Origin of the sequence: Pseudoalteromonas sp. OF5H-5, assembly GCF_021530695.1 — a bacterium.
Classification (GTDB): domain Bacteria; phylum Pseudomonadota; class Gammaproteobacteria; order Enterobacterales; family Alteromonadaceae; genus Pseudoalteromonas.
In genome coordinates this window covers 147,475-168,760 of sequence record NZ_JAKGBF010000011.1, presented here as the reverse complement: position 1 = coordinate 168,760, position 21,286 = coordinate 147,475, and the positions used below count along the sequence as shown (strand labels likewise).

At 43.8% G+C, this 21,286-nt stretch carries 16 protein-coding genes and 13 tRNA genes; 18 read left to right on the top strand and 11 right to left on the bottom strand.

Translation table 11 applies throughout. The annotated features are described in order from the left end of the window. Positions 1-32: 32 nt before the first annotated feature. Together L1271_RS16635 and gpmM are read right to left on the bottom strand one after the other, a co-directional pair. Complete coding sequence (locus L1271_RS16635; RefSeq protein ID WP_102057500.1) at positions 33-1,178, bottom strand: murein hydrolase activator EnvC family protein; 1,146 nt, start codon at positions 1,176-1,178, stop codon at positions 33-35. A gap of 12 nt (positions 1,179-1,190) precedes the next feature. After that, positions 1,191-2,732 (bottom strand): 2,3-bisphosphoglycerate-independent phosphoglycerate mutase, encoded by a 1,542-nt coding sequence (gene gpmM / locus L1271_RS16630; RefSeq protein ID WP_235368315.1) that lies wholly within the window; start codon positions 2,730-2,732, stop codon positions 1,191-1,193. 277 nt (positions 2,733-3,009) lie between these two features. Here gpmM and L1271_RS16625 point away from each other — a divergent pair, with 277 nt between their 5' ends. The 4 genes from L1271_RS16625 to gpsA all read left to right on the top strand — a co-directional run bounded on the left by L1271_RS16625 (position 3,010) and on the right by gpsA (position 5,294). Beyond that, positions 3,010-3,441, top strand: a complete 432-nt coding sequence (locus L1271_RS16625) for a rhodanese-like domain-containing protein (protein ID WP_010378806.1) — start codon at positions 3,010-3,012, stop codon at positions 3,439-3,441. 12 nt (positions 3,442-3,453) lie between these two features. Beyond that, positions 3,454-3,711 carry a glutaredoxin 3 gene (gene grxC / locus L1271_RS16620; protein WP_010607581.1) on the top strand — a complete coding sequence of 86 codons (258 nt, stop codon included), beginning with the start codon at positions 3,454-3,456 and terminating at the stop codon, positions 3,709-3,711. Positions 3,712-3,794: 83 nt separating this feature from the next. Next, positions 3,795-4,283 carry a protein-export chaperone SecB gene (gene secB, locus L1271_RS16615; RefSeq protein ID WP_010607582.1) on the top strand — a complete coding sequence of 163 codons (489 nt, stop codon included), beginning with the start codon at positions 3,795-3,797 and terminating at the stop codon, positions 4,281-4,283. A gap of 3 nt (positions 4,284-4,286) precedes the next feature. After that, the gene (gene gpsA / locus L1271_RS16610; RefSeq protein WP_010607583.1) at positions 4,287-5,294 is read left to right on the top strand and encodes an NAD(P)H-dependent glycerol-3-phosphate dehydrogenase; all 1,008 of its coding nucleotides are present in this window, start codon (positions 4,287-4,289) and stop codon (positions 5,292-5,294) included. Between the two features lie 32 nt (positions 5,295-5,326). On the opposite strand, the gene L1271_RS16605 is transcribed toward gpsA, so the two are convergent. Beyond that, complete coding sequence (locus L1271_RS16605) at positions 5,327-5,623, bottom strand: hypothetical protein (protein WP_235368314.1); 297 nt, start codon at positions 5,621-5,623, stop codon at positions 5,327-5,329. Positions 5,624-5,750: 127 nt separating this feature from the next. Here L1271_RS16605 and L1271_RS16600 point away from each other — a divergent pair, with 127 nt between their 5' ends. From L1271_RS16600 to msrB, 6 genes are all read left to right on the top strand, one after another. Continuing rightward, complete coding sequence (locus L1271_RS16600) at positions 5,751-6,485, top strand: TrmH family RNA methyltransferase (protein ID WP_205992050.1); 735 nt, start codon at positions 5,751-5,753, stop codon at positions 6,483-6,485. A 64-nt stretch (positions 6,486-6,549) separates the two neighbouring features. Then, positions 6,550-9,939 (top strand): AAA family ATPase, encoded by a 3,390-nt coding sequence (locus tag L1271_RS16595; protein ID WP_235368313.1) that lies wholly within the window; start codon positions 6,550-6,552, stop codon positions 9,937-9,939. An 18-nt stretch (positions 9,940-9,957) separates the two neighbouring features. Continuing rightward, positions 9,958-10,683 (top strand): cell division protein ZipA, encoded by a 726-nt coding sequence (zipA, locus tag L1271_RS16590; RefSeq protein WP_174169728.1) that lies wholly within the window; start codon positions 9,958-9,960, stop codon positions 10,681-10,683. A 66-nt stretch (positions 10,684-10,749) separates the two neighbouring features. After that, the gene (ligA, locus tag L1271_RS16585; protein WP_235368312.1) at positions 10,750-12,768 is read left to right on the top strand and encodes an NAD-dependent DNA ligase LigA; all 2,019 of its coding nucleotides are present in this window, start codon (positions 10,750-10,752) and stop codon (positions 12,766-12,768) included. A 4-nt stretch (positions 12,769-12,772) separates the two neighbouring features. Beyond that, positions 12,773-13,285, top strand: a complete 513-nt coding sequence (locus tag L1271_RS16580) for a DUF2919 domain-containing protein (protein WP_045990300.1) — start codon at positions 12,773-12,775, stop codon at positions 13,283-13,285. Between the two features lies 1 nt (position 13,286). Next, positions 13,287-13,727, top strand: coding sequence for a peptide-methionine (R)-S-oxide reductase MsrB (gene msrB / locus L1271_RS16575; protein ID WP_039491435.1), 441 nt, complete (start codon positions 13,287-13,289; stop codon positions 13,725-13,727). Positions 13,728-13,749: 22 nt separating this feature from the next. Here the strand turns inward: msrB and L1271_RS16570 are convergent, their stop codons facing one another. The 7 genes from L1271_RS16570 to L1271_RS16540 all read right to left on the bottom strand — a co-directional run bounded on the left by L1271_RS16570 (position 13,750) and on the right by L1271_RS16540 (position 16,535). Next, complete coding sequence (locus L1271_RS16570; RefSeq protein WP_102057494.1) at positions 13,750-15,381, bottom strand: tetratricopeptide repeat-containing response regulator; 1,632 nt, start codon at positions 15,379-15,381, stop codon at positions 13,750-13,752. A gap of 394 nt (positions 15,382-15,775) precedes the next feature. Further along, positions 15,776-15,851 (bottom strand) — tRNA-Val (locus L1271_RS16565). A 131-nt stretch (positions 15,852-15,982) separates the two neighbouring features. Continuing rightward, a tRNA-Val gene (locus tag L1271_RS16560) sits at positions 15,983-16,058 on the bottom strand. 65 nt (positions 16,059-16,123) lie between these two features. After that, positions 16,124-16,199: transfer RNA gene (locus L1271_RS16555), tRNA-Val, on the bottom strand. 36 nt (positions 16,200-16,235) lie between these two features. Continuing rightward, a tRNA-Val gene (locus L1271_RS16550) sits at positions 16,236-16,311 on the bottom strand. 36 nt (positions 16,312-16,347) lie between these two features. Beyond that, positions 16,348-16,423: transfer RNA gene (locus L1271_RS16545), tRNA-Val, on the bottom strand. Between the two features lie 36 nt (positions 16,424-16,459). Continuing rightward, positions 16,460-16,535, bottom strand: a tRNA-Val gene (locus L1271_RS16540). A gap of 524 nt (positions 16,536-17,059) precedes the next feature. Here L1271_RS16540 and L1271_RS16535 point away from each other — a divergent pair. The 8 genes from L1271_RS16535 (at position 17,060) to L1271_RS16500 (ending at position 20,083) form a co-directional block, all read left to right on the top strand. Next, positions 17,060-17,135 (top strand) — tRNA-Ala (locus L1271_RS16535). Positions 17,136-17,210: 75 nt separating this feature from the next. Next, positions 17,211-17,286 (top strand) — tRNA-Glu (locus tag L1271_RS16530). 99 nt (positions 17,287-17,385) lie between these two features. Continuing rightward, positions 17,386-17,461, top strand: a tRNA-Glu gene (locus L1271_RS16525). Between the two features lie 69 nt (positions 17,462-17,530). Continuing rightward, positions 17,531-17,606 (top strand) — tRNA-Glu (locus L1271_RS16520). A gap of 160 nt (positions 17,607-17,766) precedes the next feature. Continuing rightward, positions 17,767-17,842: transfer RNA gene (locus tag L1271_RS16515), tRNA-Glu, on the top strand. 69 nt (positions 17,843-17,911) lie between these two features. Continuing rightward, positions 17,912-17,987 (top strand) — tRNA-Glu (locus L1271_RS16510). 99 nt (positions 17,988-18,086) lie between these two features. After that, positions 18,087-18,162, top strand: a tRNA-Glu gene (locus L1271_RS16505). A 331-nt stretch (positions 18,163-18,493) separates the two neighbouring features. After that, positions 18,494-20,083 carry a methyl-accepting chemotaxis protein gene (locus L1271_RS16500; RefSeq protein ID WP_174169731.1) on the top strand — a complete coding sequence of 530 codons (1,590 nt, stop codon included), beginning with the start codon at positions 18,494-18,496 and terminating at the stop codon, positions 20,081-20,083. A 121-nt stretch (positions 20,084-20,204) separates the two neighbouring features. Here L1271_RS16500 and folE2 read toward each other — a convergent pair whose 3' ends face one another. Next, positions 20,205-21,125: a GTP cyclohydrolase FolE2 gene (gene folE2 / locus L1271_RS16495; RefSeq protein ID WP_102057492.1), complete on the bottom strand. Its 921-nt coding sequence runs from the start codon at positions 21,123-21,125 to the stop codon at positions 20,205-20,207. Positions 21,126-21,286: the final 161 nt, after the last annotated feature.

The window sequence follows — 21,286 nt, the reverse complement described above, 5'->3', positions numbered from 1 at the left end:
CTCCTCATCAAGGTGCAGCACGGGTTATTCAGTTAACTGGATCTGCACCATTTTATCGGATCTACAGCGCTTCCCTTATGCCGTATTTCAAAGTATAGACCAGGATCTCTTTGTCCGCCGCTTTGTCCTACCAAAGCGATCACTTCACCACTGCGAACTTGATCGCCAACATCGCGAAGCAGCGTTTGTGCGTGGCCGTATAGACTCATAAAACCATGACCATGATCGAGCACAATAACCCAGCCAAAGCCATTTAACCAATCTGCATACACAACTTGACCGGGGGCGACACTCGCAATTTCAGCCCCTTCTTTTGCACCAATGAGGACGCCCTTCCAATTCATGCCTGCATGTTTGCTTTGGCCGAATTTATGTTTAATTCGACCTTTGGTTGGTAAACTCATTTTGCCTTTGAGTTTGGCTAATCCATCTAAACGTACTTCGGCTTCTCTTTGTGCCTTGGCAAGCTCTTCTAACGTTTGGATTAAGGTTTGTTCATTTTCTTTTAAATAAGCGATAGCAGAGCGTGTTTCACTGAGTTTGTTATTTAGGTTTGCAAGCTGGTTTTGACGTTCTTGCTGCGCCTTCTTGAGCGCTTCCAAGCGTTCATTCTGATGGTTTTGTAGCGCTTCTAAGCGTGCTTGTGTTCTTGCTAACTCAGCTTGAGTCTGTGCCAATTCTTGGCCGATAGATTTGAGTTGTTCAAGTTGTTTAATGCGTGCTTTATTTAGGTAATCATAATAGGCAATGGTGCGCTCGAGCTTTGTGGCATGCTCTTGATTAAGTAACATTCTAGAATAATCATGAGAGCCCGTCATGTAGGCACTTTTTAGCTGAGCCGCAAGGATCTTTTCAAATTTTTTCTTGTCGTTTAACAGCGTGCTTTCTTGCTTTTTAAGTTCAGCCTGCTCGGTTTTGTTTTCTTTGATCCCGATTTCTGTGAGTGAGATAGCTTTGGCACTTTTGGCAATATCAAGTTCGAAGGCTTTGAGCTTTGCTTCGTGACTGTTAATTTCACCGCGCTGCTTTTCTAATGCTTGTTGGCTAGCTTTAAGCTGTTGCTGAACTTCGCTTAAGTCTTGTTTGGTTCTAGATTCGTTGGCAACAGTGGGCGCTGTTGTCATGAGTAACGCCGCACCGAGAAGTGCGGCATAGTGAAATGTCGTTTTTAACGGCATACAGGCAGGCCGTTATTTTAAACGCATAATTGGAGTGCCTGTCATCTCGCTAGGCTGCTCCATACCAAGTAAATGCAGCATTGTTGGTGCAACATCGCTTAGTGCTTTTCCTGCTTGTGGCTCTGCATCACGACCTACATAAATAAATGGTACAGGCTCACTGGTGTGTGCTGTGTGAGCTTGGCCCGTTTTCGGGTTTTGCATTTGCTCAGCATTGCCGTGGTCTGCTGTGATCAGAGCTTCACCACCGGTTTCTTTTAACGCTGCAACCACACGACCGATACACTTATCAACGGCTTCACATGCTTTTACTGCGGCTTCAAATACGCCAGAGTGTCCAACCATATCACCATTCGGGTAGTTACAGATAATGACGTCAAATTCACCGCTATGAATGGCTTCAACTAACTTATCTGTTAGCATTTCTGAGTTCATCTCTGGCTGCAAGTCGTAAGTGGCGACTTGTGGAGAAGGAATGAGTTCACGTTTTTCACCTTCAAAGAGATCTTCACGACCGCCGCTAAAGAAGAAAGTGACATGGGCATATTTTTCCGTTTCTGAAATACGCAGCTGAGTTTTGTTGTGCTTAGCTAGCCATTCACCTAGCACATTGACAAGTGCTTCAGGCGCGAAAGCGATAGGGGCTTTAATGTCGGCCGCGTACTCAGTCATCATAACAAACGCACTTAGGTCCGGTGCCTTGCGTTTTTCGAAGCCGTTAAAGTCAGCATCGACAAAAGCACGGGTCATCTGGCGTGCTCGGTCTGCACGGAAGTTCATAAAGATAACCGTATCACCATCATTGATAGTAGCGGCAGGTTGCCCAGCTTCGGTGATCACTGATGCTTTAACAAACTCATCATTTTCATCACGCGCGTAAGCTGCTTGTAGCGCTTCAACGCCATTACTATAAGTAAAATCAGCGTCGCCACTTACCATCAGGTTGTATGCAGACTCGACGCGGTCCCAACGATTGTCACGGTCCATAGCATAGTAGCGACCAATAATAGACGCTAGTCGGCCACAATTGAGTGACAGCATCAAGGCTTCCATTTTTTCAATTGATGCTTGTGCGCTGCGAGGTGGTGTATCGCGGCCATCCAAAAATGCGTGCAAATAAACGGTTGCACCGCGCTCAGCTGCTAATTTAATTGCCGCAACAATGTGATCTTCATGGCTGTGAACGCCACCTGGGCTCAATAACCCCATTAGGTGAACGGCTTTTCCCTTTGCCACTGCTTTGTCGATATTCTCAACCAGAGCTGGATTGTGCTCAAACTCACCATCGTCAATCGCTTTAGTGATCCGCGTGAAGTCTTGATAAACCACACGTCCTGCACCGAGGTTAACGTGGCCAACTTCGGAATTCCCCATTTGTCCATCCGGTAGACCAACATCAAGGCCTGAACCTGAAATCAAGGTGTGCGGAGCAGAGCGCCATAGTTCATCTAATACTGGGGTATTGGCTGCTAAAATAGCATTGCTCTCGCTTTCTTCGCGATAGCCCCAACCGTCTAAAATCATTAATACCAATGGCTTTTTCTTAGCTGTCATTTGCGCTCCTGAAATCCTGAATTAGGCACGATGTTGATGTCTTATAGCAAACGCTACAAGGTTAGATTTACTAACTTGGGCTGCAGCGCTTCGATAAGCTTGCTCTGGTTGCTGGTAAGTAGAATACCTGTTTTTGTATGAATATTCAGCCCCACAGTGATGAATTATCAACTTTGAGATTGATATTTGCTCATGTTGAACAAGTCTGTTTTGTCGAGAATAAAGCAGGTATACTTGCTGCCACTTTATCGTTTAATAATTTTTGGTTGATAAATTAATGGAACAATACGTTGCGTTTTTAGGTAACCATCCGGTACTTAGCATCATTTGGGTTGTGTTAGCCGCGATGTTAGTGAGTAGTTGGTTTAAGAGTCAGTTTTCTAAAATTAGACAAATTAACCCCCAGCAGTTGACTATGCTTGTTAACCGCCAAGATGGTCAGGTACTCGATATGCGTGCAGCAAAAGAGTTTAACCAAGGTCACATTGCAGGTTCTGAGCAGGTGAATGCGGAAAAACTCAAGCAAAAAGATTTTGCTGGTCTTGAAAAACATAAATCTAAGCCCATTATATTGGTCTGTAACACAGGTATGACGGCATCTGCTGTTGCTGATAACATGCACAAAGCTGGATTCGAGCAAGTGTACGTATTATCAGGTGGTATTGGCGCATGGCAAAGTGCGGGTTTACCAATCTCTAACGGAAAATAACTGAGGTCTATGATGAGCCAAGTCGTAATTTACACCAAAGACTATTGTCCATTTTGTCATCGTGCAAAAGCACTATTAGATGCAAAAGGTGTCACATACACTGAGTATGATATTGGCGCACAGCCAGAGCTTCGTGACGAGATGATCGAAAAAGCCAACGGTGGCTATACCGTGCCACAAATCTTTATCGCTGAGCGCCATATTGGTGGTTGCGACGATATTATGGCGCTTGAAGCGAAAGGCGAACTCGATAAGCTATTACAAGCATAAGATTGATTGAGCTTTGGCTCAGCTTACTTTTTATAATGACTGCTAGGAACTAGCAGGATCACAACAGAATTTAGGAAATTATCATGGCAGAACAAAACCAAGCAGCAGAACAACAACAAGAAGGCGCTCAGTTCAACATTCAACGTATCTATACTAAAGATGTATCGTTTGAAACGCCAAACTCACCAGGTATCTTCCAAAAAGAGTGGACACCAGAAGTTAAGCTAGACATGGACACACGTTCAGCAAAGCTTGATGACAACGTTTTTGAAGTTGTTCTCGCGCTAACGGTAACGGCAACTATTGGTGAAGAAACTGCATTCCTATGTGAAATCCAACAAGCTGGTATCTTTGCAATTGCAGATCTTGAAGAAATGCAAATGGCACACATGCTAGGCGCATTCTGCCCTAACATCCTATTCCCATATGCGCGTGAAGCGGTAGCTAGCCTAGTTAACCGTGGTACTTTCCCACAGTTAAACCTTGCGCCAGTTAACTTTGACGCATTATTCGCTCAGTATATGCAGCAACGTGCGGCTCAAGCACAGCCTGAGCAAACTGCTGACGCATAATTGATGAGTACAGCAAAATCAGCTGTAACTGTATTGGGGGCGGGGTCTTATGGCACCGCCCTTGCTATTTGTTTCGCCCGAAATGGTCACCAAGTGACACTATGGGGACGCAATAGCGAACACGTTGAGGCGCTAGCAGCTGAGCGCAAAAACCAACGTTATCTTCCTGACATCCAGTTTCCAAACACGCTTGAACTTGAGGCCGATTTAGAAACGGCTGTTAAGTCTAGCGAGCGTATTTTGGTGGTTGTGCCAAGTCATGCGTTTGCAGACACCTTAAAGAAGATTAAACCTATGCTACTTGAGAATGCAAAAGTAGCTTGGGCAACCAAGGGGCTCGAACCAAATACTGGGCGATTATTGCAAGAGGTTGCACTGGATGTGTTAGGTGACGATGTGCCGCTGGCGGTGCTAAGTGGACCTACTTTTGCAAAAGAAATGGCCGCAGGATTACCTACTGCTATTTCAGTGTCTTCGATTTGTGCAAAGTTTCGTGAAGAGCTCGCAGAGCTGTTGCATTGCGGTCGCTCGTTTAGGGTGTATAGCAACGAAGACTTTATTGGTATTCAGCTCGGCGGTGCGGTCAAAAACGTTATCGCAATTGGCGCGGGCATGTCTGATGGCTTTGGTTTTGGTGCGAATGCCAGAACGGCGCTTATCACCCGAGGACTCGCTGAACTTTGTCGTTTAGGATGTGCGTTAGGCGCGCGCTCTGAAACCTTTATGGGTATGGCAGGGCTTGGTGATCTCATTCTCACTTGTACGGATAACCAGTCGCGTAATCGCCGCTTTGGTCTTGCGCTTGGCTCGGGAAAATCGGTCGATGAGGCGATGTCGAGTATAGGTCAGGTGGTCGAAGGCTATCGCAATACCAAAGAAGTTTATCTACTTGCCAAACGCACTGGTATTGAAATGCCGATCACTGAGCAGATCTATCAAGTGCTTTATGAGCAAAAAGATGTGAAAGAAGCTGCAATGGCGTTACTTGGTCGCGAGAAGCGAGCTGAGTGATAATCGAATAGAGAGGCGTAGCTACCTCTCTATTACTCTCCAAACTTAATGTTATAGCGACGCTTAAACCACAGTAAAAATGGGATTTCAATCACGCTAAATGCGACAATCGTAAACACCACCCAATTACTCTTAAAAAGCACTAACGAAAATTCGATACCCTTGCCATAGTACAAACTTCCAGACACGACTAAAGAAACCGCAGTAACCAATAAATCTTGTTTGCTGATACTGGCGAGGCTTTTCTCTTTTAACTTTGGGTAAACGAATACGTAGGCCACAAAAAGGAGAATAAAGTTGAGTAAAATAAGCGTTAGCTCAGGTGACATGATTACCTCTATGCCTTGTGTGTCATTCGGCACAAGATAACATAATTTCTTAGCTTAATGCCTCGTGGAAACGCTTTTTATCTGATACTGAACAGGTATAATGGTAAATCCAACTTTTGAGGTGCACATGATCTCCAAGAATCAACAAAAACTACTTCGTGCTTTAGGGCAAAAAAAATATCGCAAGCAACATGGCCTGTATTTAGTACAAGGCGAGAAGAATGTGATTGAGTTAGTTGATGCTGGGTTGGCTGTTGAACAGCTGTTCGCGACCAGTGAGTTCATGACAAAGTATAAATCCAAACTCGTTAATATTGCCTGTGTAGAAGCAGAAGAAGATGTGCTGAGTAAGGTGAGTACTTTGGTATCAAATAATGCGGCGATAGCGGTCGTTGCAATGCCGCCAGCAGAAGAAATCAATACTGCTGGGCTGGTGTTGGCATTAGATGGAGTCTCAGACCCGGGTAATCTCGGTACCATTATTCGTCTTGCTGATTGGTATGGATTAACGCAGCTTGTGGTGAGCGAAAACTGCGCCGATCAATTTAACCCTAAAGTGATCAGTGCCACTATGGGCTCATTTGTGCGTGTTAATGTGGTGAGAACCGATCTCGAGGCCTTTTTAAAACAATATCAAGGCGAGTGCTATGGTGCATTCCTTGGTGGTGAGAGCGTACATCAGTGCCAATTTAGTCGTAATGCCGTGTTGGTCATGGGCAGCGAGTCTCATGGTATTAGCGATACCATAGCGGCGCACATCAATAAAAAGGTGACTATTCCTGCGTTTGGTGGTGCTGAATCATTGAATGTGGCGATGGCTACCGGGATCATTTTGGATAATATTAAACGCTGTCATTGCTAACTCATAGATCTTACTAATGAATTGTCTTATTCTCAAAAGTAACCGCGAACAATAATAATAAGCTATGCGACTGAGTAGCATCAAACTGGCCGGCTTTAAATCTTTCGTAGAGCCAACCAAGATCCCGTTTCCTGACCAGATGACATGTGTGGTTGGGCCAAACGGCTGTGGTAAGTCTAATGTTATTGATGCAGTTCGCTGGGTACTGGGAGAAAGCTCTGCGAAAAACCTCCGTGGCGATGCCATGACGGACGTTATTTTTAACGGTTCGACCAAACGTAAACCTATCTCGCAAGCTTCCGTAGAACTGATTTTTGATAATACTCAAGGCCGGTTGCCCGGCACGTTTGCAGATCGTAACCAAATTGCCATTAAGCGCTTAGTGACGCGAGATGGCCAATCTCTTTATTTTTTAAATGGTAGTAAGTGCCGTAAGCGCGATATCACGGATATCTTTTTAGGTACTGGCCTAGGTCCTCGCAGTTATGCAATCATTGAGCAAGGGATGATCTCTCGCTTGATCGAAAGTAAGCCGCAAGAGTTAAGAGTTTTTTTAGAAGAAGCCGCCGGAATTTCAAAATATAAAGAGCGTCGACGAGAAACCCAAACCCGGATCAAGAGTACCCGCGAAAACATGGAGCGTTTGCTCGATGTTAGGCAAGAGCTACAGAGTCAGCTAGATAAACTGGCACTTCAAGCACAACAGGCGAGCGAATATAAGTCTTTAAAGTCGCAAGAGCGTGACTTAAAGTCGTGGATAGCAATTTTAAAGTGGCAAAGCCTTGAGCAAAAGCAGGCAATAAAAGCCAAAGAAATTGCCAAACTCAACGAAAAATTAGCATTTTTTAATGAAGCTCACAGTGGCCATGACAGCATTTTGGCGACGCTAGAACATGAAATTAAGCATTTCAATGATGGCTATGAGCAAGCACAACATAGCGTGCACCGAATTGAAACCCAGTTGGCAACGCTTGAGCAACAGAAGGTCAATCTAACTGAAAAAAAGCGTCAGCTTATTGAGCAGTCCCAAATACTGAAATCACAACAGCAAGAAGTGATTGAGGCGCAAGACGAGCAAGCCGAGTATGTGGCGAGCAGTGCTGAAAAAGTCGCTGAAGTTTCTGAGCGACTTGAGATTGCGCTATTGCAATTGGAAGAAATTCAACTCACAAATGAGCAAAGTGACACAGAGCAAACTCAATTAGAAGCACAGTATAATGACGCGCAGAAGCAGTATCAACAAATACATGCTCAGGTACAGCAAGGGGCAAGCCAATTAGCGCAACAACAGCAAGCTAAACTGCACATAGATAAGCGTCAGGCTGAGTTGCAGGAACAGGCTGACGCGCATCACGCATCTATGTTGGAAAATGACTTGGCTAAAGCTCAGGATGCACATCATCAGTTAGTTCAAGCGATGGCTAAATTACAAAGCCAAGCTGGTAAGTTGCAAGGTCAAGAGAAAACCAATAAAGAAGAAATCTTACAGGCACAGACTCATGCTCAAAAAGCGCTTCAGGCGTTACAAGAAGTGCAATCTGAAATAAAGGCGTTATCACGCTGGGCAGAGGAAACGTCGGAGACTTCTGCTACGACTATGTTATCGCAGCTTGTTGTTGAGTCTGGGTATGAAGAGTGCGTGGAGGCGGCACTGCTTGGGTTGACGCATTTAGTCGTTGAGCAACGCGAAATGAATACGCTGTGGCCCACTGAACTCGAAGTTCCCGCTGATTCCGTTGCGACAAAAATAAGCTCAGGGCTGTTCCCCAGCTTTTTAACGAAAATAAAATTATGTGCTGAATCTACAGACTTTAAATCGTGTGAACAATTCCTTCTTGGCGTGACGGTCGGTGGCGTTATTGTGGGAGATAACTTTAAGGCCAAGACGAAAAGCAATGAAGAGAGTGGCGCGTTAAAACGCTATGCCCAATTGCAGTCATGTCATACTCAACTTCCTCATTTGCAACAACTCGCAGAAGAGGCTGAACAGGTTGTAGCACAAAAGCGTATTGCTCTTGAAGACACGCAAGTTGGTTTATTAGAAATACAGCAATGTGTTCACGAAAAGGCCCAAGCAATCGCCAGCCATAAAACCAAAGTTGAAATGCTGGATGAGAATCTGAGCGCTTGGCGTGAGCAAGGACAGAAAATTCAGGAACAGCTTGATGTCATTGCTCAAGAACGAGGCGAGGTCATTGAACAACTTGAACTTTATACTGAACAGCAATTACAACGTGAAGAGTTACTAGCGCAAGCACAACAAACACAACAACTAGCCGAGGCTAAGTTGACTGAGTTTAAACAACATAGTCAATCTCGACGCGCCGCATTACAAGATGCGCAGCAATTAGTTCATACCACTAAACTTGCGTCGCAGCAGGCAGAAAGTGAACTACAGCTCAGCAATTCTAAGTTGGAACACTTGCAACATCGCCGCGATGAAATAAATCAGCGCATTGAGCAAACACAAGAAGATATTTTGCTTTGTGAAGAGCCGCTCGCGGAGGCACATGAAGACATTGAATTATTGCTCTCCCAACATCTAGAAGCCAAGGCGCAAAAGCAAACGATGTTGGATACGCTTAACCAAGCCAAGGAAAACCTCTCCCAAAAACAAGAGGCATTAAAAGATGCACAAGGCGAAGTGAGTAAACTCAATGAGTCTTTGCAACAAGTGAAACTTGAAGAGCAAAGCTTGATGATAAAGGCGCAAGCGGCACTTGAACCTTTGCAGGAGCTTGGTCGGACGCTAAAAGCGGAGCTGGCGCAATTACCTGAAGACGCAAACTTGGGCCAGTATCAAGCCAATTTGAGTCGAGTCAGTAATGATCTTGGTAAGTTAGGGGCTGTAAACTTAGCCGCAATTGAAGAGTTTGAAGAAGCGAAGGCACGTAAAACCTATTTAGATACACAGCTGGATGATCTCACTAATGCGTTAGAAACGTTAGAAGCGGTGATCAGAAAAATTGATAAAGAGACCAAAACCCGCTTTAGTGCCACCTTTAATCAAGTGAATGAAGATTTAGCCGAGTTGTTTCCTAAAGTGTTTGGTGGGGGGAATGCATATCTAGAATTGACTAGCGATGACCTGCTTGAAAGTGGTGTTTCTATCATGGCAAGGCCGCCTGGTAAGAAAAACTCGACAATTCATCTGTTAAGTGGTGGAGAAAAAGCGCTGACCGCATTATCATTGGTGTTTTCAATATTCAGGCTTAATCCAGCCCCATTCTGTATGCTGGATGAAGTAGATGCACCGCTTGATGACGCAAACGTAGGGCGATTTTGTCGTTTGGTTGAAGAAATGTCGCAAACAGTGCAATTTATTTATATCAGTCATAACAAGGTCGCTATGGAAATGGCGGGTAGACTGACGGGGGTAACCATGGCAGAACCCGGGGTGTCGCGCATGGTTGCCGTAGATATAGAACAAGCGGTGCAAATGGCACAGGCATAACAACAAAAAAGGTGAGCAATGGCCACAGAGTTAAGATGGGCATTAATCGTGATCAGTGCGTTGGTCATAGGCGGGTTACTCATACATGGACTTTGGTCTGTTCGTAAGAAGAGCAGCGATAAAGCTTCTAAAAAGGAGCCCAATGAACTCAAAGAGCAAACGCCGAATCACGATAAAGAGCCTGACGAACCTGAAATTGGAGAGATGACCTTTAGTGCGGTAGATGACGAGCCTGCGACTGAGGGCATTATAACGACGGAAGAGTCTGAAACTGAGGTGCAAACTGAGAGCAGTGGATCTGAAGAGGCTGAGCCTGAAGAGAGTACATTAGAGCCACAAGACTTTATTATTCTTCACGTTGATATGCCTGAAGGCCTGAAAATGGCAGGTTCAAGGTTGTTACCAACCGTGTTAAGCCTTGGATTTAAATATTCTGATGAGGGCTTCTTCAATCGCCATTTAGAGCCGTCCGGAAACGGTCCTGTGTTATTTAGATTGGTAAACATGTACAACCCAGGTACGTTTGATATCGATAACATGGAGCAATTTAGCACCGCTGGCATTAGCCTATTTATGACCTTACCTTGTGAAGGCGATAACTTGGCTGCATTTAATATGCTTCACAGTGCATCGAAAAAACTAGCTGAAGAGTTTGGCGCAACTGTACTTGATAAAGACCGCGAACCGTTAACGGTTGAAGCCGTGCGCGGTTATGTTGAAAAAGTGCGTGAATTCGCCGCTTAATCGCTACTTAGAATTATTTTTAAGCCACTGGCATCCGCTGGTGGCTTTTTACGTTTAGAGGTTTAAATGTCAGACAACATTGAAAGCCAAGTTGCTGCTCTGAGGCAGCAACTCGAAGATTACAATTACCAATATTATGTTTTAGATAACCCAAGTGTGCCTGATGCGGAATATGATCGTGTAATGCGCCAGTTGATGGTGCTTGAGCAGCAGCATCCTGAGTTACAAAGTCCGGATTCCCCATCGCAGAAAGTGGGTGGTGAAGCGCTTAGCAAGTTTGAGCAAGTAACACACAGAGTACCTATGTTGTCGCTCGATAATGCCTTCGACGAAAGTGAATTTACGGCATTTAATCGCCGTTTAAAAGAGCGCCTATTGACAAGTAAAGATGTTACTTTTTGCTGTGAACCAAAGCTCGATGGCTTGGCTGTGTCTATTTTGTATCGTGATGGTGTGCTCGTTCAAGCGGCGACAAGGGGAGATGGTCAAGTTGGGGAAAACATCACTGAGAACGTCAAAACCATTCGCAATATTCCGCTGAAACTGCGTGGAGAACATATTCCGCATGAAGTAGAAGTGCGTGGTGAAGTTTTTATGGATACTGCGGGTTTCATTAAGCTAAATGAAACGGCACAAGCGAAAGGTGATAAGACCTTTGCAAACCCAAGAAATGCGGCAGCGGGAAGTTTACGTCAATTAGACTCAAAAATCACCGCTAAGCGTCCGTTGATGTTTTATGCTTATTCTATGGGTTTAGTTGAAGGCGGTGAGCTGGCCAACGAGCACTATGCGCAGCTACAGCAATTACAAGGTTGGGGCTTGCCAATGAGCCCTGAGACAAAGCTTGTCGATAATGCACAGCAAGCTTTGGCTTATTATCAAGATATCATGACGCGCCGTGCTGAGCTTCCCTATGAAATTGATGGCGTAGTGATCAAAGTGAATGATAAAGCGCAGCAAGAGCAGCTTGGTTTTGTTGCTCGTGCGCCGCGCTGGGCGATTGCATTTAAGTTCCCTGCACAAGAAGAGATCACTCAGCTGCTTGATGTTGAGTTTCAGGTCGGTCGTACTGGGGCGATCACGCCCGTCGCACGCTTAGAGCCTGTTTTTGTTGGTGGTGTTACGGTATCGAATGCCACGCTTCATAATGGTGATGAAATTGCGCGTTTAGGTGTAAAGATTGGTGATACCGTTATTGTACGCCGAGCTGGGGATGTGATCCCTCAGGTAACTCAGGTCGTGTTAGATAGGCGTCCAGATGATGCCAAAGAGATTGAGTTCCCAGATACTTGTCCGGTGTGTGATTCTCATGTTGAACGCGTTGAAGGAGAAGCGGTTGCGCGTTGTACTGGCGGTTTAGTGTGCCGTGCACAACGTAAAGAAGCAATTAAGCACTTTGCATCGAGAAAGGCCCTCGACATAGATGGCCTTGGCGACAAAATAGTTGAGCAGTTAGTTGAGCGCGAGCTAATCAAAACCCCTGCCGATCTGTTTATCTTAAGACAAGGGCATTTTGAGTCTCTTGAACGTATGGGACCTAAGTCTGCTAAAAACTTGGTTGCGGCACTTGAAGAAGCAAAGCAAACAACGTTAGCCAAATTTTTGTATTCGCTTGGGATCAGAGAAGTCGGTGAAGCGACAGCACAAAACTTGGCAAATCACTTCCTGACGCTTGAAAAAGTGATGGCCGCCTCCATTGATACTCTACAGCAAGTAAGTGATGTTGGTGTTGTTGTTGCGCAGCACATTCATAGCTTTTTTGCCGAGCAGCACAATCAAGAGGTGGTAACTGCATTGATTGAAGTGGGTGTAACTTGGCAAGATGTGGCAGCACCGTCAGAGGATACACAACCTTTAGCAGGGCTAACTTATGTGTTGACTGGAACCTTGAGCCAATTGAACCGCAACGATGCTAAAGCGAGATTGCAAGCGCTTGGTGCTAAGGTCGCGGGTAGTGTGTCGAAAAATACGGATGCAGTTTATGCCGGCGAAAAAGCAGGCTCTAAGCTAACTAAGGCACAAGAGCTAGGTGTTGAGGTGTTCGATGAAGAGGCGCTGATTGCACTGTTAAACAAATACGAGTAGTAAAATGAAATCAGTAACACGATACGGCCCTGAATACTGGGATAAATATGGCGTTTATCGTACGCCTATCGCTTTTAATTTAGCGCTGGTTGTGTTGCTCCGCCCGTTGCTTATTTGGGTGTTTTCTGCACTTGCGAGACGCCCAGACTTGGATTTGATGTCGTTATTCTTTGAGTCTAAGTTTCACTTTTTTGTCGCGACAGGGATCGCTTGTATCGCGCTCATACCAACCGTTGTGTTTTCTCTTAGGCGACCAACAAGCTCTCCAAAGCTCGCTGCCGTCTGGCGTTATATGCGTTTGCCACTTATATTAACAGCGGTACTCGATTTAGCGTGGTTGATCCTGCAAGCTGGGAAAACCCATTATAGTTTTTCTCCTTATATTGCCGTACAAATTGTGTTGGTGAGTTGGGTACTTTTATATTTAATTAAAAGTCGCTATCTAAGCTGCTTTTTTGGCGATTGGCCACTTCCTGTTGAAGAGCAAAAGACAGAAGTAAACAAGAGAGAGAATTGAGATGTTAAAGTGGTTAGATATACTAAACTTTGCCAGAAATGGTAATCCTGTTGCTCCTCGCAGAGTTGAAAAATCGGACCAGCAATGGCAATCAGAGCTTGCTCCAGAAATTTACATGATCACCAGGAAAAAGGGGACTGAACGCCCGTTTAGCTCACAAAGTTGTCAGCTTTTTGAACCTGGTAAATACTACTGTGTATGCTGTGGCGAGTTGTTATTCGATGCCGAAGAAAAGTTTGATAGTGGCTCTGGCTGGCCCTCGTTTACACAGCCTGCAGCAGTGGAAGCGGTTGCGTATCATGGCGATAAGAGTCATGGAATGACGCGCGTCGAAATCACTTGTAACGTGTGTGATAGCCACTTAGGTCACGTATTCCCCGACGGCCCTGAGCCAAGTGGACTGCGTTATTGTGTTAATGCCCTTGCGATGGAAAAGAAATAGCTCAATTGCGATAAACAAGTGATTACTCAAAGTCGAGTTTCATTTCATTTAGTTTAGCTTTGAGTTTACCGTAGCGGATCTGCTGTTCACTATCCAACTCAGACTGATTTAGCAAGGTAGTACAACGCTTTGCTAAATTGGAATTAAATGTACTTCCTGACTTAGCGCAACTATCACTCATACATTGTAGTAAATTCAGCGCTATTCCCAAGTTTTTAGGCATAATTCTAAATGCTTGAGTGAATGCCTCCAAAGCGGTTTCATATTGTCCTTTGTTAAACTGTGTGACCGCATGGTTATTGAGCTCTCTTGGGCCCATGGTGATCTCTTTTTTCTCTTGCTGCTGCTGATATAGATAGTGCATTGTGATGGGATCTGCGCTTGAGTTATGGCGTTCACAGTGTGCAATGACTTGACTAAATAGCTCCTGAGCTTTGTGGTTTAACCCCACCTCATGTAGTGCTTTTGCTTTGTCTAAAGTGGAATCTACCGAGCGAATAACGGGTTCATCTTCTAACTGTTCTAGCAGTTGTTTCGCTTTTTTATGCTCATCTTTTAGATAATGGACGCGGGCGTTGAGGACATCGATTTGCGCTTGGGTTTGTGCGTTTGGAAATTGCTGTTTTAAATCACTCAGGTATTGTTGCGTTTGCCTTGTGAGACGAGTGACTTGGTCTGATTGATCGGTACTTAGAGCAAAGTCTATTCCTGCTCGTGCGGCGTTCAGATACACTTCTGGTTTGTCATGGATCGAGTAGCGCGCGAAACTTGCTATATCTTTATGTGCTTTATAGCTGGCTTCATAGTCGTGATTAATTTGCGCAACTCGACCAAGTGACTGTTGTCTATTTATATTTCTAGGTGCCATCTCAATTGCTTGCTCTAACAATTGTTGGGCATTCTCATATTGGTTTAGCTTTATTTCGAGTTTGCTCAATAAATCGAGCGCAGGAAGACGAGTTTCCGGTCGCTCGATTAAGGTTTTCAACATCTTTTGAGCGATAACATCTTCATTGTTGGTAATGAGCGCCTCGACCAAGCCTAGCTTTGCCCATGTAAACTTTTGCAGAGCCAAAACCGACTTATAAAAAGACTTTGCCTCTTCTAATTGATTGAGTCTGAGTAAAAGTTCTCCTTTTAGCTTTAGGAGTAGGGAAGTGTAGTTATGATCTTTGTTGTCTAGTTCTAGATCTAGCGCTTTTAAGGCCTTTGAGTAGTTCTTGTCGTCTACAAGCAAGTTTATATGCCTTAAAGCTTGTTTACGCTTTAAAACTCGTTCTATACGGTTTTGTAGCTCTTTTATTGAAAAGGGCTTAACTAAAAAGTCATCAGGTTGAAGTTCGATAATACTATGGACTAACTCGGGGCTAGTTTCAGAAGAAATAAAAATAAAAGCGGTACTTGAGCGAATTAACTGTTTGGAGCGTAGCTCTTCGTAAAATTGATAGCCATTTTGCTTTTTTGCTAAACCAAAAGAGCATACGATGAGATCAAACTTATTGATGGTACAAAGCTCCTTTGCACTGTCTGCACTCTCTGCAAATTTTAAATTTCTGAAATCTAACTGTTCTAAAGATTGTTTCATATAGCTCAATGCTAATGGTTGATCTTCAACGATTAACATTTTGGCATTTTGAATAGATGGAGCTGACATAGAAACAATTTTTAGACAATGGCTTTGCTTCTAGTCTAGTACTTAGGTGTAGTTTTGAAAACAAAAATTAACTCATTTTTAGTAGGTTAGTCTATTTAGCTTATCCCAACTATTTACTGGGGTTAGTGGCAAAATAGTTAAGGGTATAACCAAAATTTGGGAGGCTTAGTAGAGTAACTAATTAGTTAATAAATGAGAAAAACGAGGTTGTTTCTATGGACTTTATGGCAGTTTTAAATTGATTCAGTTTGATGTGCTGTTTGAGTATATGACAAGTAACAATGACTATAAATAAAGTGAAAAAGTGTCTTGTACTAGATTTAAAGTTGTGGTTTTAGCCTTGCTTAGACTTAGCGTGATGTTTTGTATCGGCCACTCTATCTAGAAAATAAAGTGGTGGGTTGTACTGGACTTGAACCAGTGACCCTCGCCTTGTAAGGGCGATGCTCTCCCAACTGAGCTAACAACCCAAATTGTGTTTCAATTTATACTCTTGAATAGAGTGATGGTGGGTTGTACTGGACTTGAACCAGTGACCCTTGCCTTGCTCAGGCTTAGTGCGATGCTTTACATCAACCACTCTATCTAATAAAGAATAAAGTGGTGGGTTGTACTGGACTTGAACCAGTGACCCTCGCCTTGTAAGGGCGATGCTCTCCCAACTGAGCTAACAACCCAAATTGTATTTCAATTTATACTCTTGAATAGAGTTTAATGTCCAATTCTAATCTAAGAGTAGAAGTGGTGGGTTGTACTGGACTTGAACCAGTGACCCTCGCCTTGTAAGGGCGATGCTCTCCCAACTGAGCTAACAACCCAAATTGTGTTTCAATTTATACTCTTGAATAGAGTTATGGTGGGTTGTACTGGACTTGAACCAGTGACCCTCGCCTTGTAAGGGCGATGCTCTCCCAACTGAGCTAACAACCCATATTGTGTTTCAATTTATGCTCTTGAATAGAGTTATGGTGGGTTGTACTGGACTTGAACCAGTGACCCTCGCCTTGTAAGGGCGATGCTCTCCCAACTGAGCTAACAACCCAAATTGTGTTTCAATTTATACTCTTGAATAGAGTTATGGTGGGTTGTACTGGACTTGAACCAGTGACCCTCGCCTTGTAAGGGCGATGCTCTCCCAACTGAGCTAACAACCCAAATTGTATTACAACGTCGTCTGCCGTTGTGGGGCGGTATTATAGGTTTAGTTTGAAAAGAGTCAACACTTAACTTTAAAAAACTATACTGTATGATGTTTTTATGCTCAATGCTTTAAGCTCTTCATTATAGAAGAGGTGAGGGGGCTTATATTTTTGGTCCTAGAATCATCTTATTTGGGGGAAAATGAGTTGCTGAGCTTTGCATGTTATAGCGCGAAATTAAGCAGGGTTGGATACCATGCGGAAGTAAGAAAAGAGCCGTAAATCACTCTGGCCTAATTGGATTTAAAACAAAAAGGCAGAGGTGCGGTAACTATGCGTTTTAAATTGTGTAATAAATAATCCAATTCAAGGTGTTAGGCTTGCAAAGGGGAGCTGTTTGGTTATATTCTACGCTTCTTGATTTAAAATGAATCAGTTAGAAAAAACTTTCATAAAAGTTGTTGACTTTATTTTTGCTCCTGCATAGAATGCGCCCCGCACTCAGCGATACAGGCTAGCAGTTCAAGTCTGACTATTATGGGGCTATAGCTCAGCTGGGAGAGCGCTTGCATGGCATGCAAGAGGTCGACGGTTCGATCCCGTCTAGCTCCACCAATTTATCGTTAGTGCATATGTCCTAGTACATAATTCAAATGGCAACGCCTCGAGTGCGAAGTTGTTTGTTATTGTGTCCCCTTCGTCTAGAGGCCTAGGACACCGCCCTTTCACGGCGGTAACAGGGGTTCGAATCCCCTAGGGGACGCCACTTACTTTGGTAAGTAACTCGGTTAGCGAGAGAATAAACAGCTAAATAAAGTCCTAGTGACACAGAAATAGCAAGTCTGAGGTTTGCAAAAAATTCTGCGTCCCCTTCGTCTAGAGGCCTAGGACACCGCCCTTTCACGGCGGTAACAGGGGTTCGAATCCCCTAGGGGACGCCACTTACTTTGGTAAGTAACTCGGTTAGCAAGAGAATAAACAGCTAAATAAAGTCCTAGTGACACATCTGTGTCCCCTTCGTCTAGAGGCCTAGGACACCGCCCTTTCACGGCGGTAACAGGGGTTCGAATCCCCTAGGGGACGCCACTTACTTTGGTAGGTAACTCGGTTAGCGAGAGAATAAACAGCTAAATCAAGTCCTAGTGACACAGAAAACTTTCTGTTTTTGATAGGGCCACTCGCCTCGCAGGCTCGGTCTCATCTAACACAGAAATAGCAAATCGGTGATTTGCAAAACAATTTCTGCGTCCCCTTCGTCTAGAGGCCTAGGACACCGCCCTTTCACGGCGGTAACAGGGGTTCGAATCCCCTAGGGGACGCCACTTACTTTGGTAGGTAACTCGGTTAGCGAGAGAATAAACAGCTAAATCAAGTCCTAGTGACACATCTGTGTCCCCTTCGTCTAGAGGCCTAGGACACCGCCCTTTCACGGCGGTAACAGGGGTTCGAATCCCCTAGGGGACGCCACTTACTTTGGTAAGTAACTCGGTTAGCAAGAGAATAAACAGCTAAATAAAGTCCTAGTGACACAGAAATAGCAAGTCTGAGATTTGCAAAAAATTCTGCGTCCCCTTCGTCTAGAGGCCTAGGACACCGCCCTTTCACGGCGGTAACAGGGGTTCGAATCCCCTAGGGGACGCCACTTACTTTCTGTATTCTACTCTCATCATAAAAATGTTCATATTTTCCTTTCATTGTTGTTTAAGTTCAGAATTCTGCTAGTTTTTATATTAACTTTCTGTTGTTCGTTAAGTATTCATACCAATTTTCCTTAGTACTTGCTCACTTTAAAAGAGTAAATCTGATGATAATAAGGCAAGATTTTCTCGCCTCAAAATAGAGCACTTAAATAAGCATATTGGTATCAAATCATATTTCACTATGATCTCAATCTGTCTTTTGGTGAAATTTCTGACGATTTTTAAGAAAGTGATAATTTATTATTTATTGCCCTTTTAAATCGAGAGTAAGCTATGACAAAAGGCAGAGCTGATTACACAGGAAAAGAGAATGATTATCCAAGTTCTTATAATCTACTTTCAACGACAAATGTAAAAGGTCAGATAAAGTATGCGAATTCACAGTTTTGTGAAGTTGCAGGGTTTTCACTTAGCGAGTTAGAGGGGAAGCCTCACAATATCGTTAGGCATCCAACAATGCCTAAAGCCGCTTTCAAGAACCTATGGGATTATATTGAAGCGGGTAAACCTTGGATGGGAATGGTTAAAAACCGCTGCAAGAATGGTGATCACTATTGGGTTAATGCTTTTGTCACTCCTATTAAAGATGCATCCGGTAAGATTGTCGAATATCAATCAGTGAGGACAAAGCCAAGCCGGGAAGTTGTCAACCGCGCAGAGAGCATCTATGCCGATTTAAATAATGGTGTATCACCAAGTAAATTTACTCGAGCTTCTTGGTCTTTGTCAGCTCAAATGATGGCAATAATAATTGTTTTCTATGCCTTAACCATGTTGATCTCAGCTTTATCATCACCTTGGAATTACCTCGCTGAAACTCTGCTTACTCTTGCTGTTTTATTTATTACTTATTCTCGCCTTGCTCCAGTGCGGTCGCTCAGCGAAAAAGCAAAAAAAGTATACGATAACCCTCTGATGCAAAAAGTGTATCTCAATAAGGTTAATGATGTTGCATCTATAGAGCTTGCTTTACTCGCTAGAGAATCCGAGCTTCGGGCTGTGCTTGGGCGTGTTAAAGATGCTAGTGCCACCGTTTCAGAATACGCAACCAAAACGATGCAAGAATGCAAAACGAGTTCTGATATTTTAAATCGACAGCAAGCGCAAACCGGCTCCTTAGCAACAGCAATTAATCAGATGTCTGTTTCGATTGGTGAAATAGCCTCTAATACTAACAATGCAGCGCAGCAATCCGAAGCGGCGCTTGAATCCGTTGTGAGAGGCAACAAAGCCGTTGATGACAATATGGAGAATAATTATGCTTTATCGGAAGAGCTATCTCGCACTCAAAAAGATATAGAAGATCTTAATGCGCAAACGGTTAACATTGAAGGGGTTGTCGACGTGATCCGTGGGATCTCCGAGCAAACCAACTTACTCGCTTTAAATGCTGCTATCGAGGCTGCACGTGCAGGTGAACAAGGCAGAGGGTTTGCGGTTGTTGCTGATGAGGTAAGGGCGCTTGCGCAAAGGACACAAGATTCGACAACCGAGATTAATGGTATTATTGCCGATCTGAGGCAACGAGCAGAGAGGGCAGTTACTGCAATTCAAAGTGGAGTAGAGCGTTCTTCTGAATGTGTAGTAAAGGCAGAAGGCACTAAAGTGAGCCTTGAAACGATCAACACAATAGTAAATGAAATATCAGGTTTGAACTATCAAATTGCGACATCGACAGAAGAGATGTCGAGTGTTTCTAATGAGCTGAACGCAAATGCAGTGACAATTTCAGGTCTTGCGGATGAGTCTATGAAAAGTGCGCGCAAGACGCATGAAACGATGAAAAATACAGAGCAGGCTTTAGAAAACCAAGAAGTGCTCGTCGAGCAGTTTATTCGCAAATTAAACCGTGCCCACCGTTGAGTGGATAACTTACGGTAATACAGCACTTACTTCGTTGTGTATGGGAGGAGATTAATCAGAGCTATCTAGCTCTGATTAATAATAGTAGTCAACGGAGCGGCTCTAATACCAATTGCTATAATTAAACGTTGTAGCCGTCTTCAACCCCTTTCACGGCATAAGCTACAGCATCATGGGCGTGAAGGGATTCGTAATGGTTGATTTTAACGTAGAAATCTAAATAAGTTTGCTGGTTTAGCAATGCTTTTAACTTCCTCGCTGCATCTTCACAAAACATTAGGTTTTGGCCGTTAAGGCGCGCAAATTCTTGTTCATCTTCTCGTTTTACTGCGGCTTGAACAGGAGTTTTTAACTCGTTTTCAACCAATTCGATCAGATCTAAAATCTCAAACTCACTACTATTATCTGTGAGCTTAACTTTTATATTTGCAATCGAGCGCTGAGAGTGGGGGGTTGCAACGATCCCTTCTGTGCTACCTAGCCAGTCATGCACACTATGGAAATCTAATTGTTTACCATCAAAAGCTTGTTGGAAAGCGTTTTGGATCAGTTGACGAGACAGTGCAGCTGAACAGGGGCAAGTAGACGAGTAAGCAACGTCAAGCGCCAGTTCTAGCTTGTAAATACCGTTTATCAACGTCGCATCAAGGGTAATTGGGTATGATTTCCATCCCATTTTTTTACTTAAAAGCGAAGGGCGTCTGATAGGCAATTCAAACTGTAGTGTTACTTTTGCACCTGTACTTAAGTCGTTATGCGTACTTAAAAAGTTATCTAACAACTGTTTTAGAGTTTTTGGTGTAAGTATTTGCTCACAAGAAAGCGTGTCAAGAGCAAGAAAGAGGCGTGACATGTGAATGCCTTTTGCGTCTTCTTTTTGCAAATTAACAAAAGCATCGGCTTTGGCTGTAACAGTAACTTGATTTAGGCCTTTGCTTTCTAATACTAAAGGCAACTCTATGTTACCCATGCCTACCCAGTCTAAAGTTCCCGTTTGTAACGCACTAGCACTGTGTGCAATGTCTGGCATGTTATTTTGCATCGACGTTCTCTTTTCTCACGACTTAAAAAACGGGCATATTACACGAAATCAGATTAAGTTGGGATGGTGAGCTTAAATCTATCCGCACTAAATTAGATGATTTGTGCATTTAGTGATACAGAGTCTCATTTCTGTTATCTATCATTCTGCTTTGCGTACAT